This is a genomic window from Thermostichus sp. OS-CIW-30 (assembly GCF_054060215.1).
On the sequence record NZ_JBSSCZ010000007.1, the window covers coordinates 1 to 16493 of the forward strand.

Consider the following 16493-nt stretch of genomic DNA (forward strand, 5'->3'; position numbering starts at 1 on the left):
GCTTGCTGTGCCTTGCGCAAGCGCGCCTCGTGCCGCTTGAAGCTGTTGAGGGGCGCGTAGAACGTGCCGTCCGAGAGGGTAGCCAAGCGGGCAATACCGACGTCGATGCCGACTACGCCGCCCTTCGGCTTGGGTTGCTCCACCTCCCGCTCGGTCTGAATCGACACGAACCACTTGCCAGCGTGCTTGGATACGGTGACGTTCTTCACTGTGCCTAGCACTTCTCGGCTATTGCGATAACGCAGCCAGCCAAGTTTGGGCAGAAAGATGCGGCTGTTGGCCTGGTCCAGCTGGATTTGCTTGGGCGCGGGATAACGGAAACTGTCGGACCGGCCTTTTTTCTTGAACTTCGGGAAGCCGGCGCGCTGGGCGAAGAAGTGGCTGTAGGCTCGCTCCAAATCCTGGAGCGCCTGTTGCAGCGGATGCACCGGCGCATCCGCCAGCCACGCCGTATCTGCGCTGTGGCGCCACGCGGTGAGCAGCTGGCACAAGCCCGCATAGCCTAGCTTTTTCTGGCCTTGCTCGTGACGCTCCTTCTGCAACGCCAGTGCTTTGTTGTAGACGAACCGGCAGGAGCCAGCAAAGCGGCGCATCTGCCGTTCCTGCTGGCTGTTGGGCAGCAATTCGTACTTGAAGGCTTGAAGTCGTTGCACCGCTCAATCGTATTCTTGGCCTATGCGTGATGACAACGATATTCACATGGCCGGCACTGCGTTTTTAAAGGGCGTCGGCTACGGTCGGCGCTATCCTTCCCTGCCCTGAAGGACGGGGCTTGCCGCGCCTTTTGGTCAATACAGCTGCGTCTTGACTCCGCTATGGTGGCGCTATGGTGAATAGAGGGGTGGGAGGATGGGTTGAGAGCGGCGATGGCAACAACAGACGTGACGGTGGTGGTGAAGATCGGCACCTCCAGCCTGACAGATACTCAGACCGGCTTGTTGCGTCTTTCGGTGTTGGGGCCGCTGGTGGAGGTGCTGACCCACCTGCGCAGGCAGGGGTATGCGGTGATCTTGGTCTCCTCTGGGGCGGTGGGGGTGGGCTGTGCTCGCCTTGGCTGGCGGCAACGACCGACGGCTATTGCCGAGAAGCAGGCGGTGGCTGCGGTGGGACAGGGGCGGTTGATCCGCCTTTACGATGACCTCTTCTCGGCTCTGAACCAGCCAATTGCCCAAGTGCTGCTCACCCGCGGCGATCTGGTGGAGCGCAGCCGCTACGTGAACGCCAATCGCACTTTTGCCCAACTGCTGCAGATGGGGGTTATTCCCATCGTCAATGAAAACGACACGGTGGCAGTGGAGGAGCTGAAATTCGGCGATAACGACTCGCTTTCGGCGTTAGTGGCCAGCATGGTGCAGGCCAAGTGGCTTATCCTGCTCACCGATGTGGACAAGCTCTATTCGGCTGACCCCAACCGAGATCCCTCTGCCCAGCCCATTGAGCGGGTGTTGCCCGGGATCCCGCTACAGGTGAAGGCCGAAGCCCAGGGGAAAAGCGGCTGGGGCACCGGCGGCATGGCCACCAAACTGACCGCTGCTCAAATTGCTACAGCTGCAGGGGTAACGGTGGTGATCACCAATGGCAAACGGCCTGAGCAGATCCCGGCAATTCTGGCCGGCGAGGCCATCGGCACCCGCTTTGATCCGGCTCCTCAGCCCGCCAGCGCTCGCAAGCGATGGATTGCCTACGGCCTCATCCCCGAGGGATCTTTGACTTTGGATGAGGGGGCGGTACGAGCGGTGTGCGAGCAAGGGCGCTCGCTGTTGCCGGCAGGGATCACAGCCATTTCTGGGGAGTTTGAGGCGGGGGCTGCCGTGCGCCTGTGCGATCCCAGCGGCCAGGAGGTGGCGCGGGGCCTGGTGAACTACAGCGCCGAGGAGCTGCGGCAGATTAAGGGCAAAAAAACCGCCGAGATTCCCCGCATCCTGGGCTACGAAGGGGTTGATACTGCCGTCCACCGGGATAACTTGGCCTTGCTCAATTGAGGCCATGGGTGAGGCCATGGGGGCGAGTCCAGGCGCGGTGCTCTGCACCACTAGCACGAATAGCTACAACGGCGGGATCCCAACGCCTATTCTTCCAACTGCCAGGGATCCTGAGCCAGCACCTCATCGAAAACCCGCGGGGGGCGCACGGCCATCAGCACCTGGCCCAACAGGGGAGAGGAGGGCGAGTCTTCTATCCACTCCACCGCCAGGGATCCGGCCCGATCCACCAGGAAAAATCCCGCCATCTGAGCTCCCTCCCAAACCCGAGCGGCGCGATCGACCACCAGCAAAACCGGATCCTGTTCTTCACCGGCAGGCACCGGCAAACCCAACAGGGATCCCAAAAGCCGGTTTTCCACCTGAAGGATCACCGGATCCCCGGCCTTTTGAATCACCGGCCAAGCAGGCAAGGCCATCCAAGTCTGCTCCGCCGGGCTGTTGACCCAGCCAAAGGGCCCTTGCGGCTCGCTGGGGGGGATCCCTTCCCAGGCGGCAGTTGCAAGAGGCAGGGAGCCGGCCACCGGCAGCAGGCGCGGCAGATCTTCTTCCAAGCGAAACACGGACAGCTTGGGCAAAACGCTGCGTTGGGGGCGGGAGCTGGTGGCAATCGTGGACAAGAGCTGCTCCACCTGTCGGCGGGCTGTATCACTGTGGACATACTGAAACGCTCGACCGATAGCCCGAGTTCGCTCCTGCAGATCGCGGGTTTGCTGGGCCGTCCGCCAGGCTTGATAGGCCACCGCATCGCCGGGGTGATCCGTAAACCCTTCCGGAAGCTGTTGGAGCTGGGCATAATTTTTCACGGCGCGGGCGATCTCGTGAGCATCAGCGGCATGCAAATGGCGACTGAAGATAAATTCCGCCACCCGAACCCGATCCTGTGAGGAGAGAATGCGCAACTCGTAGAGGATATCGCTGCCTTTATGGGCAAAATGCCCCAGAACTTCTGGGCTGGCTCCTGCTTTGGCCATCCCTTCGTAAACTTGGGCCGCAACGATGATCTGGTTTTGGTGAATGGGCTCAAACCCCGTCGCCTCGAAGATGGCCTGCGGGGTCATTTTCTGTTGTTGCAAGGTTTGGCATGCTTTGGCCCAATCCAACCAACGGCCCTCTTTGCGTCGCAGTCGGCCTACCAACAGGCTGGGATCCTCTTCCACGGCAGAAGGTTCCGGCAGATACTGACTCATGGCAAGGCTTCCTTTCCAACAGGCTCGACAAATCCCCGCTGCCCTATGCAGCAGCCCAGCAGAGCTGGCCGGGCATCTGGCCAAACTTGATCTTCAAACTTGATCTTAGGGCTGATAGCGGTTCTGGCCGAGTCCGGTCGCGACAGCGGGACGGAGTCCTTGGCGAAACTCTAGATCGCTGGGTCGCACAGCATCACCTGGGAAGGCTGTCCACTCACCGGCAAGCAGTTCAGATCCAATTGCCAAAGCTGAGACAGGTGAGATTTCTCTGCTTTGGGCACCTGCAGCCAAATCTTGCCCCTTTGGCCCACCTGCAACACCTGTGAGCCGTTAGGCACAGCTACTTGGGCCAAGGGATCCCCTTTTTCACTGTACAGCCAGAGGGAAGTGGATTGCTCGCCCTCTCGACACAGCAGCAGCACGCCCCAAGGGGCCTTGGCCATCTGGACAGGTTGCCCTTTCAAGAACCAGCGGCGCACCCGCAGCGGATTCACCTGCACCGAGTGGAGATAGGGGCAGCAACCTTGCTGGCCTTCCCTTCCCTCATCTGTTGCCGCAAAGAGCAACCGTTCTCCCAAGCTGATCACCCCCCCTTGGGGATCCAAGGGCAGGCGATAGCGAATGGGCTGGGATCCCGTCTGCAGAGACCAACCGGTCGCGACAGTGGGATGGTGTCCCTTGGGATAGGGCAAGAGGCTCATCTCCACCCACTGCTGCCCCACACCTGTCAACAAAACCAGATGCTCCGAGAGGGCCAGCAAGCGGGACAGGGATCCCTGCCAAGGCCAACGAAAATAGCAGCGGGAATCGGGGAAAGGCTGTGTTCCTGTCGACGTGGCCGGCTGCCATTGTACGGCCCCCAACTCTTGGGCGGTGGCCCAGACCAGCTCCTGTCGCTCTGCCAGCCAGGTGGCCTGCCAATCCTCCTCAAAGCTGAGCAAGGTGCGGATGCGGCTGGGGCTGAGGTGCAAAAGGCTGCTTCGGGAGAAGGCCAGGGCTTCCGGGAAGGTGTTCAAGGGCAGCACCGCCCGAATTGGCTCGTCCAGGGAAAAACGGGCCAAAGCAGGGGATCCCAGGGCAAGGTTCTGGAGCTCCAGCCATTCCAGCCTCTGGGGGGTCACCCGCAACAGCAGCGGGGATCTGGAGCCGCTGGGATCCTCGCAGATGCAGAACTTTTGCTCGGCCAGGAACTCCATCCCGCCAGTGTCAACAGAGCCCAGATCCGGCAGATCCCAAACCTGTACCCCAGGGGGCGGCCATCTGGGCAGGCGAGGGCCAACCCAACAACTGGCCGGCTCTTGCCACTCTTGGGCAACCACCGCCAAAGCCGACCGCATTTGGGCAGCAGTGCGGAACCGCCGCAAGGGCAACTTGCGTAGGGCTATCTCCAGCACCTCCCGCAGCGGGGCAGGGATCCCTTCGGGACAGACAAACGGCTGGTTGAGGTGGGCGTGCATCAACTGGCCGGGAGATCCGGAAAAAGGCCGTCGGCCCGTCAGCAGCTCCACCAGGATGATCCCCACCGCGTAGAGATCGGAAGCGGGACTGAACTGGCCATAAAACCGCTCCGGGGCCATGTAGGCAGGGGATCCGGTGGCGGTGATCTCGCCGGCAGCAGGCTGCAGGCGACGGGCGATGCCAAAATCCGTCAACTTCAGTTGCCAGCCCTGGGGCGTGGGCTTGAGCAGGATGTTCTCAGGCTTGACATCGCAGTGGATCACCCCCTGCCGGTGGGCATGATCTAACCCGGCCAAAATCTGATCCACAAAGCCCAAAACCTGCTTGACCGGCAGCCACAGCCCTTGCTCCACCTGGTCGATCAGCTCCCGCAGCGTGCCTCCCTCGCAGTACTCCAACACCAGGTAGCGACCTTCGCGGGCATGTTCGAGGGCGTAGCAGCGGGTAATGTTGGGGTGGTTGAGGGTGAGCAGATGGCGCAGCTCCCGCAGCAGATTTTGGGTGGGAAAGCGCTCCGCCGGCAGCTCCTTCAGGGCCACCAGGTCTCCTCCTTGACGGGGACGGGCACAGAATACACGCCCGTACTGCCCTTGGCCGGCCAAACCCAACATTTGGTAGCTGTCGTGAATCGACTTGAGGGTACGGCTGCGTCGGGACACGGCCCTAGCCCACGAGGAATCAATACCGGCACTTTACATCTTTTTTTGCTCTTTTCGTTCCCGTCTTGGCTCAGGTTCCAGAACAACGAGCCCAGCAGCAGGTCTGCCGAACTCCCACCGGAAAGCCTAAGAGCCGGTCAACTGCTTGAGCAGCTCCGCTGCGTGGGTTTCCACCTTGACCTTGGTGATAACGGCCTCGATCTTCCCCTCCGGATCAATAACAAAAGTGGTGCGGTGAATGCCGTTGTACTCTTTGCCCATGAACTTTTTCGGCCCATAGACCCCGTAAGCCCTGGCCACCTTGGCCCCCTCATCCACCAACAGGGGGAAGGGCAGTTGCAGCTTCTGGGCAAATTTTTGGTGGGAACGGGCATCGTCGGCGCTCACCCCCAAGATGGCGATGCCGTGGGCTTGATAGTCAGCGTAGGCATCCCGAAAGCCGCAGGCTTCTTGGGTGCAGCCGGGGGTGTTGTCCCGCGGGTAAAAATAGAGCACCACCCGCTGTCCCCGCAACTGGCTCAAGCTGATGGGATTGCCCTCGGCATCGGGCAGGGTGAACTCCGGAGCCGGATCCCCAACGGCAAGGGGCATGGGTGGGATCCCTCCTCAGACCGATTTTTTGGGAGAGAGAATCATCGTGATGTTTCGCCCTTCCTTTTGGGGAGGCTGCTGCATTTCCGCCACGCCCTCCAGGTCTTTGAACAAGCGCTGCAGCAATTCTTCCCCCAGCTCGGCGTGCTGGGCCTCGCGACCGCGGAACATCACAGTGGCTTTCACCTTGTCTCCATCCCCCAAGAACTGCTGGGCGCTGCGCAGGCGGACATGGTAATCGTGCTCGCCGATGTTGTAGCGAAACTTCACTTCCTTGATCTCGGCGGTGTGTTGCTTCTTGCGGGCCTCCCGTTCTTTTTTCTCCTTCTCAAACTTGAACTTGCCGTAGTCCATGATGCGGCAGACGGGCGGATCGGCCTTTTCGCTCACCAAGACCAAATCCAGATCTTTTTCTTCTGCCAGGCGCAGGGCTTCGCGCGGGCTCATGATCCCCAACTGAGTGCCGTCGGTATCGATAAGGCGGATTTTGGGGAAGCGGATGCGCTCGTTGATAGCCGGCAGCTCCGCGCGCTGCTTGCGGGGGAAGCGGTCAGGTGGACGCTCTACGGTCAAGTTTTCCTCTCTCAACGAAATAACAACACAAGACAAATGCTAAGTAGGACTAGCCCCCTTCGGAGCAGTGCCGAACCCTGAGTTTGGACTCTCCAATCAAAGTCGGCCACTGGCCCGCAGGCCAAGGCAGGCTGCACCTATACTAACCGGCATTTTCCGTCTCTTTCTAGAGCCGTCAAGCGTTGTCAAGGCCCGCTCACTTGGGGATCCTGCCAGGCCGCGGTAGGATACCAAAGTGGCGATCTTGAACAGGATCGAGGGTTGTTTGTCGGCCAGCAGGGAGGGCAGAAGCGGTGCAGCTCGGTTTAACGGAACGGGAACTGACAGAGTTGGCCCAAAAGTCGGTTCAGCTCATCCTCAGCCCGCGGGAAGGGGATAGCGAAGCGCTGATCCAGTACAAGTCTTCGGCAGAATTTCGAGCGGGGGTGCATCTGGCCTGTGCGGCCATGGTGTTGGTCTTGGCAGAGAACAACGAGCGCCTCAGCCAGCAGTTGCAGGCTACTTTACAAAACTTATCTGCAGCCGTCGAGACACCCTCAGAGAAGGCTGCCGGAAGCTAGCCCAAGGATCCGCGAACGGGGGAGGAAAAGCCTTGGCTGAGGTACGCAGCGAGCGAGACTCAATGGGGGAGCGGCAACTACCCCAGTCGGTTTACTACGGCATCCAGACCGCCCGTGCCCTGGAGAACTTCCCCATCAGCGGCCTCAAGCCCCTGCCAGAGTATGTGGAGGCCTGCGTGCTGATTAAAAAGGCGGCGGCGGAGGTCAACGGCGAGCTGGGGTGCATTCCGGCAGAGGTGGCCAAGGCGATTGTCCAAGCGGCGGATGAGATCCTCCAGGGATCCCTGCGGGATCAGTTTGTGGTGGATGTGTACCAGGCGGGGGCGGGCACCTCTCACCACATGAATGTCAACGAAGTGTTGGCCAACCGCGCCTTGGAGATCCTGGGGGAGCCCAAGGGCCGCTACCAGCGGGTCAGCCCCAACGATCACGTCAACTACGGCCAGTCCACCAACGATGTCATCCCCACCGCCATTCGTCTGGCTGCCCTGCTGCGGGTGCGACGGGATTTTCTGGGCACGCTGGACAATTTGGTAGCGGCGCTGGAGCAGAAGGCCCAAGAGTTTCGCGGCATCCTCAAGGCCGGTCGCACCCATTTGCAGGATGCGGTGCCAGTGCGGCTGGGGGATAGCTTCGGCGCCTACGCGGCCATCTTTGCCCAACACCGTCGCTGGATTGAGGAGGCCAGCCAGGCCCTGTGCAGCTTGGGGCTGGGGGGAAGCGCCGTCGGCACCGGCCTCAACACTCATCCCCAGTACCGGCAAAAGGTGGTGCAACGGCTGGCAGAGTATACCCAGTTGCCCCTCACCCCTGCTCCCCACCCCATGGCGGCGATGCAGAGCATGGCCCCCTTTGTGCATCTGTCGGGATCCCTGCGCAACCTGGCCCAAGATGGCATCAAGCTGGCCAACGACCTGCGGCTGATGGATTCCGGCCCCAAGACCGGCCTGAAGGAGATCCAACTGCCGCCGGTGCAGCCCGGCTCTTCCATCATGCCTGGCAAGTACAACCCGGTGATAGCCGAGATGTTGAACATGGTCTGTTTCCAGGTGATCGGGCTGGATACCGCCATCACCCTCGCAGCCCAAGCGGGGCAATTTGAGCTCAACGTGATGATGCCCCTGATTGCCTATGACCTCCTGCACAGCCTGCAGATTCTGAACAGCAGCCTGCGGGTCTTTGCCGAGCGCTGTATTCAAGGCATCACCCCCAAACCGGAGCGATGCCGTAGCTACGCAGAAGGGACGCTGGCTTTGGTGACCGCCCTCAACCCCTACATCGGCTATTTGCAAGCTGCAGAAGTGGCCAAGGCTTCTTTGGAAACCGGCCAGTCCATTCGGCAGATTGTCTTAGAGCGCAACTTGATGACCCCGGAACAGGTGGCCAAGGTGCTGGATCTGGAGGCGATGAGCCAAATGCAGTCCTAACCCATTCGCTACAGTGGAGGCATACTGCTCCTGCCTGGCCATGACCATCGCCCCCTATCGCTGGCCCACCCAGCACGACTTGCCCGATACAGACGACACCCCCTTGGACAACGAGGATCAAGGCCGCCAATACCCCCTCCTCCGGGAACCGCTGCTGCTGCACTGGTCAGATCGGCAAGACTTTTTTGTGGCTTGCAATATGGGCCTTTACTACGCCCTACCCCGGCAGGTCATTGTTCCAGATTTGTTTCTGGTGCTGGGGGTTCCCCGTTGGCGGGATGGCACCGCTCGCAAAAGCTATGTGGTTTGGGATGAAGGGAATATCTTGCCTATTCTCATCTTGGAGATCATCTGCAACGACCAGGGGGAAGAAAAACCCGGACAAGCCAAATTCCAGCTCTACGAAAGGCGGCTGCGGATCCCCTACTACGTCACCTTCGAGCTAGAGACCGATGAGCTGAATGTTTATCAACTCCAGGGCGGACACTATGAGCTGCTCCCCGGCTCAGGCGCTGGAGAACATCCCCCAATTCTGTTGCCCGATTTGGACTTGAGTATCGGTCGGTGGTGGGGATCCTACGAGGGGCGAGAACGCTTTTGGGTGCGCTGGTATGATAGGGCAGGGCAATTGTTGCCTACGGGAGCTGAACTAGAACGGCAGCGGGCTGAATTGGAACGGCAACGGGCAGAATTGGAACGGCAGCGGGCAGAATTGGAACGCTCCCGAGCCGAACGACTGGCCCAGCGGCTACGGGAACTGGGAGAAGACCCTGAATTTTGATCAGCTTTTCCAGGGATCCCCAAAAAAGAAATCTCCACCTACCCCCTACACTGGAATCCTGGCATTCCAGGGGGACATGATGACCAGACAGCGACTCAGTTTGTGGACGAAGCTGGCCTATGGGGTGGGGGATCTGGGCACAGGCATGACGGCCAACATCCTCATCTTTTTCCTGCTGCCCTTTCTCACCAATACCGTTGGCATGGCAGCAGGCCTAGCCGGCAGCATCTACGCCATCACTCGCTTTTGGGATGCCATCAACGATCCCATCATCGGCATTCTCAGCGACCGCACCCGCACCCGTTGGGGCCGTCGCCGCCCCTGGCTGCTGTTTGCAGCCCTCCCCTTTGGCCTCACGTTCCTGGCCCAGTGGTGGATCCCTTTTCCCGGTCGGATTGGCCCCCTGTTTGCCTACTACCTGGCGGTGTCGCTCTTGTTCAATACCTTCTACTCTGCGGCCAATATTCCCTACGCCTCCCTGACAGCGGAGCTGACCCAGGATTACGACGAGCGCACCCAGCTCAACCAATTCCGCTTTGCCTTCTCTGTAGGGGGCAGCATGGTTGCGGTGGTCACCTTTCCCCTGCTGGTCAACCTGCTGCCGGATCGGGCTGCCGGCCACCTGCTGGCGGGAGCCTGTTTTGGAGTGATCTCGGCTGTGCCCTTGCTGATCTGTTTTTGGGGGGTGCGAGAACGGTATCCATCCCAACGGGATCCCATGCCCCTGGTTCAACAACTGCGGGTGGCCTTCAGCAACCGCCCCTACCTGTTTGTCAGCGGCATCTACCTGTGTTCTTGGCTAGCGTTTCAGTTCACAGCCACAATCATCCCTTATTTCATCGTCTTCTGGATAGGCCTGCCGGAGGTGTGGATTTCCTTGGTGGTACTGGCGGTACAGGGGATCGCAGTGCTGACGCTGTTTGGCTGGACCCAACTGAGCACCCATCTGGACAAGCGCACCATGTACCTCATTGGGGCGGGGTTTTGGCTGATCTCGCAGGCAGGCCTGTTTTTTCTCCAGCCCGGCCAGCAGGGGATCATGATTGGGCTGGCTCTGTTGGCCGGCATTGGGGTTTCTGCTACGGCCTATCTCGGCCCTTGGTCGATGTTGCCGGATGTGATCGACCTGGATGAGCTGCAAACCGGGGAGCGGCGGGAGGGGATCTTCTACGCTTTTATGGTCTTCTTACAAAAGGTGGGCCTGGCGCTGGGACTGTTTTTCGTGGGGCAAGCTCTGGATTGGGCCGGCTTCGTGCCTTCGGTGGCCGGAGAGGCCCTGCCCATCCAGCCGGAATCGGCTTTGTTGGCCATTCGCGTTGCCATCGGCCCCTTACCGGGAGTGGCTTTGATCGGCGGGATCTTGCTGGTGTGGTTCTACCCAATCACCCGGCAGCGTCATCAGCAGATCCTGATGGAATTGGAAGAAAGACGGCAACAATACCACCCCAGCACCGAAAGATCTCCTTAGACCGCAAAATAGGCTACGGTTTCTAGCGGCAGAGCAACTGGCGCAATTGCGGGGGTTTTGATCTTCGGCCCAGGCTACTCCTCTCTCAGGGGCCTGCAGGATTACCTCATCAATGGCCTGAAAAAATGGCGTGAAAATCGATCACTCCTTCATCTCGCGCTGGGGGCCGAATGAAGAAAATGCCGAGACCATTGCCTGATCATCACCTTGGCCCGCAGCCTGGGAATGGATGTCACTGCCGAGGGGATCGAAACCCTACAGCGACTGCACCAATGAGGCTGTTGAACTGCGAGTATGGCCAGGGCTATTTCTTCGCCAAACCTCTCTAGGATGCAGAGCAAATGCTGCGGTTGCAATTGGACAAGAGGTGAAGGGATCCCTGCCCTCAGTCTAGGATGATGCGCAGGCCGCTACCCGAGGGAGTCACCGGTTCAGGGTTGGGCAAAATCCGCAGCCCACTGCCGGAGGGCCGGGTCACCGTGTTGTCGATGTTCACAAGGAAGGTGTTGGATTGGCCGTCCCGCTCATACACCACCACGTCGTTGCGGTTGAACTGGGAGCGACAGATGATGGGGGAGTTGTCGGCAGCAGTAGCCGCACTGCAGCGGTAGCCAGGGGCAGAGACGATCTTGCCTTCTTCATCGATGGAAAAAGGAACTGCAGAGGGCAAGATTGGAGAAAAGACCGGCTGGTCGGGATTGAGGATCACCGAGCCACCTGTGCTGGGTTCTACCACGATCCCCCGCCCGTCGATGACGATCCGCTGCGCTTGGGCGGGAGAGACGGCCAGCGGCCCCAAGAGCAAAGCCAGGCTTAGGCCGAGTTGGAGGGGAAACAACAGCTTCATTGGATATCTCCTTTGGCCCAGGGCCATAACAGCTTCCAGGGATCCGCCAACGATCCTTGCAGGGGATGGATCCCTGGCTCAACTTAACTTGATCTTGATCTTGACTTGATCTTGATCTTGGCCCAGATGTCGGGCCGAACCCAGGGCGGAAGCCGTCACCTCTGTTGCCAAGATGGGCACTTTGCCGTCGGCTCGACTACCACAGCCCCGAGCGGCCCAACGCCAGCCCGACCACCAACATGCCCAACACCAAAAAGGGCTGCGCGCTGGCTTGGTATTTCACATCGTTGTTCAAAGGATCCCGCAGCAGGTACATATCTTGGAAGGTTATTTGCGGGATGATCAGCAGCACCAAAAGGGCCGCGTAAAGTTTTAGGCCCGCCCCCAGCAAAAATGAGGCCATGCCGAACTGGAACAGGTCGATCATCAGCGCCGAGATCCAAGCGGCCCCCATTGCCCCAAACATCACCGGCAAAGAGGCCAAGCCAAACTGCCTGTCCCCTTCGATGCTTTTGAAATCGTTGACCACGGCAATCCCCAGCCCGGCCAAGCTGTAGATCAGCGTCAGGATGCAGACCGTCCAGTTCAGCTCGCCGAACAAGGCGTGACCCGTCCACCAGGGCAGGGCGATGTAGCTGGCACCAAGGGCATAGTTGCCCAGCCAGCCGTTGCGCTTGAGCTTCAGGGGGGGCGCCGAGTAAATGTAGGCAATCAGGGCTCCCGCCAAGGCAATGCAGGTGATCACCGGGAAGTCATGGCCCGTGTACCAGTCCAGAGCGTAGGCCAAGCCCAACCCCAAGATCAGCAGCACCCAGATCTGGATAACCACCCGCTGCAGAGAGATGGCCCCCGAAGGGATCGGGCGGTAGGGCTCGTTGATGGCGTCGATCTCGCGGTCGTAGTATTCGTTCACCGTTTGGGTATAGCCCGTCATCAGGGGGCCCGCCAGAATCATGCCCACCAAAATGAGAGCCACATTCTCCCAAGTCCAGGTGAAGTGACCGGAAGATGCCGCCCCCGGAATCAGACCCCACACCAAAGGGATCCAGGTGACAGGTTTCATCAGTTGCAAGTGCAACTGCCAAATGGAGCGAGACTCCACCTCTGCTCCTTTCATGCCCAGCAGTTGACGGACACGCTGCGCATTCGACCCGCCGGTGCCAGGGGATCCCTTGCCGGGATCCGAGTCTGGGGTGGTTTCTTCCGCAGTAGCTCCTACCTCCTCTAAACTGGGCTCTGCAGCAAAGGCCATCTCAGCCGCCATTTCCGGCGAGGAGGGATCTTGAGGGATCTTTTCGCTCATGGTGGGATGCGCAATCAAACTGCAATAACGGGGATAACCACCCCCATTCTGAGACATCGTGACATACTCCCGCACTCATGCTGATGCATAGAGTACGAGCTTCTCAGTGACTCCTGTTAAGGACATTTCCTGAGCTTTAAGAACGGGATGCCCCACCGCTCTGTGTTCACCATAGCAAGGGTTTCCGCCTTTCATCCTGACCCTCATGCTGATACATAGAGGGCGTCGCTTCTCGGCGGTCTAGCTGACCGGATTCCTCAAACAAGAGGAGAGGTTGACGTTCTCCCCACGGCTAAAGCCAGAGGATCCGTTCTCAGCCAGCAAAACAACTCCCACTGACTGAGCTACACCGAGCATGTGGCTTATACCGCAGCACCGTGGGGGACGCCAAAGCGCTTCGCGCCGCCAAGGCGAACGCACCAGCTACTGGGATGTGGAAACACCCCAGATACTTCTACTTCACCTTCAGCACTGCACCTTTCTATAAATGGGTGGAGCGATACTCACATCCTATCAGGAGACGGTAGCTTATCCCTAGGCATAAATGCCGGGGCCTGAGCCGCCGAGTTTTCGGTCAGCTCGCAGTTCCGGGCCATCTACACAATCTGTGCCGTCACGAATAGGTTTTGGTGCTCCGCTGGGATCCGCTCTTTCTCTTGGGCCGGGATCACCAGGGGAGGTTGCTGAGTGTAATTGATGGGATCCCGAAACCAAGCGCGGCTGTAGGTGTTGTAGAGAAGAGGACGGGGAGCGGGCGAGCGATTGGCCCGACCCAGATGAATCAGGCGGTAGTCGAACAGGAGGCAGGATCCCTTGGCCAAGGGTGGATCGATAAAGGGCATCTGCTGGGCCAGCTCGGTATAGTGGGCATCGAAGACCGCATGGCTGCCGGGCCAGAGACGGGTCATGCCGTTCTCTTCGTTGACCTCCACCAGAGGAATAAGCAAATTCAGGGCATAGCAAGGAATGATCGCATCCAAGGTCTCGTCGCCAAACAGATGAGACAGATCCCGGTGAACTTGTTGATCGGCGGATCCCGGCAGAGAGACCACCGCCCCCAGCCCGCTCAAGATCAACTCTGGCCCCAAAATCCGCTTCAGGATGGGCAAGATCAGAGGATGGGCATAGATGAGGGGATCGTTGAAGGGGCCCTCCAGGCGAACCGTTACCATCACCCGTCTATTGCCCACCAACAGGGCATCAGCGTGGTGCTCGTGGGTGCAGTAGCGGCTGTAGGTGGCCAGAAAGCTGCTGTGCAACTTGTCGATGAGCTCGGGGGGAAAGATCTCCGGCAACACCAGATAGCCCTCTGTGGAAAACAGTTCAAAAGCCTGCTCTACGGTCTCTGGATCCGGCTGCTGGAGCTCCTGTAAGGACTCCGTCCCGCTGACGCGAACCGCAGGGCTGAAGCGCAACTGGGCCAACATCGGCTAGGTCTCCTGCAAACTGGCCACAGCCATTAACATGCCCCGCGCTTTGTTCAGACATTCTTGATATTCCCGCTCCGGATCCGAGTCGGCTACAATACCTGCCCCGGCCTGCAAGCTCACCTGGCCCTGATGAACCAGCAGAGTGCGGATGGTGATGGCGGTGTTCAGTTGGCCAGAAAAGTCGTAGTAGCCATAGGCGCCGGCATAGGGCCCGCGGCGGCATCCTTCCAGCTCATGAATAATCTGCATGGCGCGGATTTTGGGGGCGCCGGTAACAGTGCCGGCGGGGAAGGTGGCCCGCAGCAGATCCCAGGCGCTGTACTGGGGATCCAGCCGCCCCACCACGTTGCTGACGATGTGCATCACATGGCTGTAGCGCTCGATCTGCATCAGGTCGTCCACCTGCACAGATCCCAGTTGGCAGACCCGTCCCAGGTCATTGCGGGCCAGATCCACCAACATCACATGTTCGGCCCGTTCTTTCGGATCTGCCAACAGCTCTTGCTCTAACTGCCGGTCTTCCTGAGGGGTGGTGCCACGGGGGCGGGTGCCGGCAATGGGGCGCACGGTGGCGATGCGGTCTTCTCCCACCCGGCTGAGTTTGACCATCACCTCTGGGCTGGAGCCGATGAGGCAGAGATCCCCAAACTGCAAAAACGCCATGTAAGGGGAAGGGTTAATCAGCCGCAACGAGCGGTAGAGGCAAAAGGGATCCCCCGCAAAGGAGATGGTAAACCGCTGCGAGAGCACTACCTGGAAGATATCTCCGGCGCGGATGTAGTCCTTAGCCTGTTCCACGGCTTGGCAGTAGGCCGGGCGGCTCAGGGTGCTGGGAGGGATTTGTTCGCGCCAGCGGGACGGAGTCCTTTCCGACAGGTGGGGCTTCCAGTTGAGGTGCAGATGGGCCAGAGAAAGAGGAGCGCTGAGCTGCTGCATCAGCTTTTCCACCCGCCGGCAGGCTTGGGCATAGGCTTCCTCGGCAGCGTGGTGACGGGTATCGGCGAAGGCCACCACCCAAATCTTGCGCTTTACCTGGTCAAAGAGCAAAATGCTGTCCACCTGCATCAAAACGGCATCAGGGGGATCCCCCGGCTGCAGGGGGTGGATGGGCACCTTGGGCTCAATCCAGCGAATCAGCTCGTAGCCCCAGTAGCCAAACAGGCCGCCGATGCTGCTGGGCAATTCCGGCAAATGCACCGGCTCATAGGGCTGCAAGCAGCGGGCCAAGATGGCAAAGGGATCCCCTTGGTGGTGCTCCTGTCGGCCATCGCGGTAGCGCTGTAGGGCTTGATCTCCCCGTATTTCCAATACCCACAGGGGGTCGCAGCCCAGGAAGCTGTAGCGGGCTACCTGCTCCCCCCCCTCCACCGACTCCAGGAGAAAGTTGTAGGGCTGGCCAGCACAAACCCGATACCAGGCAGAAACCGGCGTTTCCAAATCCGCCACCCATTCCTGGTACACCGGGATAAAGTTGCCCTGCTTGGTGAGGGCAAGAAACTCCTTCAAGGGAGGGTAAATCATGGCCTGCAACTTTTGTGCTTTTCCTGACTCTACCCCAGACACGGGATCCCAAGGGCGTGTGAATCCCTCTGGATTGCCCGGTTGCAACAGCGCCGAAAACCATTAAGCTGAGAGCGGCTCTACTCTCGGGATCCCTTGCCATGCAAAACCCATCTCAGGTGATTCGTGAGCGCCTCCGCTATCAAGGCCACAAATACACCTTCGTCAGCCAGCGTTTGCGTTTTCCCAACGGCAAAGAGGGAGAGCGGGAGTACCTCATCCATCCTGGCGGGGTGGTGGCAGTGCCCGTCACTGCAGCAGGCAAGTTCGTCTGCATTCGTCAATATCGCTTTGCGGTTGCCTCCTACCTTTATGAATTTCCGGCAGGCACAGTCGAGCCAGGGGAGCATCCCGATGACACCATTCGCCGCGAGCTGGAAGAAGAAACGGGCCTGCGTGCCCATCGCTGGGATTCGCTCGGCCAATTCTATCTATGCCCCGGCTATTCCAGCGAGATCATGTACGCCTATCTGGCGCGGGAGCTGGAAGTGCTGGATTCCCCTCCCGATAAGGATGAGGATGAAGATATTACCGTAGTGGAGTTTTCTGCTTCTGAGCTTACAGAAATGGCCCGTTTGGGAATGGATTTGGACAGCAAGTCCATTGCCTGCTTTTGGCGGGCCCAATTGTTTTTGGCTGCCGAAAAATAGAGCCCTCCGTCGGG

At 59.6% G+C, this 16493-nt stretch carries 15 protein-coding genes; 6 read left to right on the plus strand and 9 right to left on the minus strand.

The genetic code is table 11. The annotated features are described in order from the left end of the window. On the minus strand, nucleotides 1-653 hold a 653-nt coding region (locus tag ACVWZF_RS04020; protein WP_457410902.1), incomplete at its 3' end, for an RNA-guided endonuclease InsQ/TnpB family protein. A gap of 213 nt (nucleotides 654-866) precedes the next feature. Here ACVWZF_RS04020 and proB point away from each other — a divergent pair. Next, the gene (gene proB / locus ACVWZF_RS04025) at nucleotides 867-1982 is read left to right on the plus strand and encodes a glutamate 5-kinase (protein ID WP_041436197.1); all 1116 of its coding nucleotides are present in this window, start codon (nucleotides 867-869) and stop codon (nucleotides 1980-1982) included. Between the two features lie 86 nt (nucleotides 1983-2068). Here proB and raf1 read toward each other — a convergent pair whose 3' ends face one another. The 4 genes from raf1 to infC all read right to left on the minus strand — a co-directional run bounded on the left by raf1 (nucleotide 2069) and on the right by infC (nucleotide 6402). Then, nucleotides 2069-3172: a RuBisCO accumulation factor 1 gene (gene raf1 / locus ACVWZF_RS04030; RefSeq protein ID WP_457410903.1), complete on the minus strand. Its 1104-nt coding sequence runs from the start codon at nucleotides 3170-3172 to the stop codon at nucleotides 2069-2071. Nucleotides 3173-3342: 170 nt separating this feature from the next. Further along, entirely contained in the window at nucleotides 3343-5289 is a 1947-nt protein-coding gene (locus ACVWZF_RS04035; RefSeq protein ID WP_457402970.1) for a serine/threonine-protein kinase, read from the minus strand. A gap of 126 nt (nucleotides 5290-5415) precedes the next feature. Beyond that, on the minus strand, nucleotides 5416-5880 hold the full coding sequence (bcp, locus tag ACVWZF_RS04040; protein ID WP_011432174.1) for a thioredoxin-dependent thiol peroxidase: 465 nt from the start codon (nucleotides 5878-5880) through the stop codon (nucleotides 5416-5418). A gap of 15 nt (nucleotides 5881-5895) precedes the next feature. Further along, complete coding sequence (gene infC, locus ACVWZF_RS04045; protein ID WP_457410967.1) at nucleotides 5896-6402, minus strand: translation initiation factor IF-3; 507 nt, start codon at nucleotides 6400-6402, stop codon at nucleotides 5896-5898. Between the two features lie 344 nt (nucleotides 6403-6746). Here infC and ACVWZF_RS04050 point away from each other — a divergent pair, with 344 nt between their 5' ends. The 4 genes from ACVWZF_RS04050 to ACVWZF_RS04065 all read left to right on the plus strand — a co-directional run bounded on the left by ACVWZF_RS04050 (nucleotide 6747) and on the right by ACVWZF_RS04065 (nucleotide 10689). Further along, complete coding sequence (locus ACVWZF_RS04050) at nucleotides 6747-7013, plus strand: hypothetical protein (protein ID WP_414332053.1); 267 nt, start codon at nucleotides 6747-6749, stop codon at nucleotides 7011-7013. 32 nt (nucleotides 7014-7045) lie between these two features. Further along, nucleotides 7046-8440, plus strand: coding sequence for an aspartate ammonia-lyase (locus ACVWZF_RS04055; protein WP_457410905.1), 1395 nt, complete (start codon nucleotides 7046-7048; stop codon nucleotides 8438-8440). 40 nt (nucleotides 8441-8480) lie between these two features. Next, a complete protein-coding gene (locus ACVWZF_RS04060; RefSeq protein WP_011432178.1) occupies nucleotides 8481-9221 on the plus strand; it encodes a Uma2 family endonuclease in 741 nt (246 codons plus the stop codon). A 79-nt stretch (nucleotides 9222-9300) separates the two neighbouring features. Then, a complete protein-coding gene (locus ACVWZF_RS04065) occupies nucleotides 9301-10689 on the plus strand; it encodes an MFS transporter (protein WP_457410907.1) in 1389 nt (462 codons plus the stop codon). A gap of 385 nt (nucleotides 10690-11074) precedes the next feature. On the opposite strand, the gene ACVWZF_RS04070 is transcribed toward ACVWZF_RS04065, so the two are convergent. From ACVWZF_RS04070 to trpE, 4 genes are all read right to left on the minus strand, one after another. Beyond that, nucleotides 11075-11536, minus strand: a complete 462-nt coding sequence (locus ACVWZF_RS04070; protein WP_457410909.1) for a hypothetical protein — start codon at nucleotides 11534-11536, stop codon at nucleotides 11075-11077. A gap of 196 nt (nucleotides 11537-11732) precedes the next feature. Further along, complete coding sequence (chlG, locus tag ACVWZF_RS04075; RefSeq protein WP_457402968.1) at nucleotides 11733-12839, minus strand: chlorophyll synthase ChlG; 1107 nt, start codon at nucleotides 12837-12839, stop codon at nucleotides 11733-11735. Nucleotides 12840-13435: 596 nt separating this feature from the next. Next, a complete protein-coding gene (locus ACVWZF_RS04080) occupies nucleotides 13436-14266 on the minus strand; it encodes a phytanoyl-CoA dioxygenase family protein (protein ID WP_148202685.1) in 831 nt (276 codons plus the stop codon). 3 nt (nucleotides 14267-14269) lie between these two features. After that, the gene (trpE, locus tag ACVWZF_RS04085) at nucleotides 14270-15790 is read right to left on the minus strand and encodes an anthranilate synthase component I (RefSeq protein WP_457410911.1); all 1521 of its coding nucleotides are present in this window, start codon (nucleotides 15788-15790) and stop codon (nucleotides 14270-14272) included. 140 nt (nucleotides 15791-15930) lie between these two features. Between trpE and ACVWZF_RS04090 the strand changes: the two genes are divergently transcribed. Next, complete coding sequence (locus ACVWZF_RS04090; RefSeq protein WP_414374942.1) at nucleotides 15931-16479, plus strand: NUDIX hydrolase; 549 nt, start codon at nucleotides 15931-15933, stop codon at nucleotides 16477-16479. Nucleotides 16480-16493 lie beyond the last annotated feature (14 nt).

Coding starts and splice junctions, on each gene's coding strand:
- trpE (WP_457410911.1), bottom strand. CDS start 15,790: ATGATTTACCCTCCCTTGAAGGAGTTTCTTGCCCTCACCAAGCAGGGC.
- ACVWZF_RS04080 (WP_148202685.1), bottom strand. CDS start 14,266: ATGTTGGCCCAGTTGCGCTTCAGCCCTGCGGTTCGCGTCAGCGGGACG.
- proB (WP_041436197.1), top strand. CDS start 867: ATGGCAACAACAGACGTGACGGTGGTGGTGAAGATCGGCACCTCCAGC.
- chlG (WP_457402968.1), bottom strand. CDS start 12,839: ATGAGCGAAAAGATCCCTCAAGATCCCTCCTCGCCGGAAATGGCGGCT.
- ACVWZF_RS04070 (WP_457410909.1), bottom strand. CDS start 11,536: ATGAAGCTGTTGTTTCCCCTCCAACTCGGCCTAAGCCTGGCTTTGCTC.
- raf1 (WP_457410903.1), bottom strand. CDS start 3,172: ATGAGTCAGTATCTGCCGGAACCTTCTGCCGTGGAAGAGGATCCCAGC.
- bcp (WP_011432174.1), bottom strand. CDS start 5,880: ATGCCCCTTGCCGTTGGGGATCCGGCTCCGGAGTTCACCCTGCCCGAT.
- ACVWZF_RS04090 (WP_414374942.1), top strand. CDS start 15,931: ATGCAAAACCCATCTCAGGTGATTCGTGAGCGCCTCCGCTATCAAGGC.
- ACVWZF_RS04060 (WP_011432178.1), top strand. CDS start 8,481: ATGACCATCGCCCCCTATCGCTGGCCCACCCAGCACGACTTGCCCGAT.
- ACVWZF_RS04065 (WP_457410907.1), top strand. CDS start 9,301: ATGACCAGACAGCGACTCAGTTTGTGGACGAAGCTGGCCTATGGGGTG.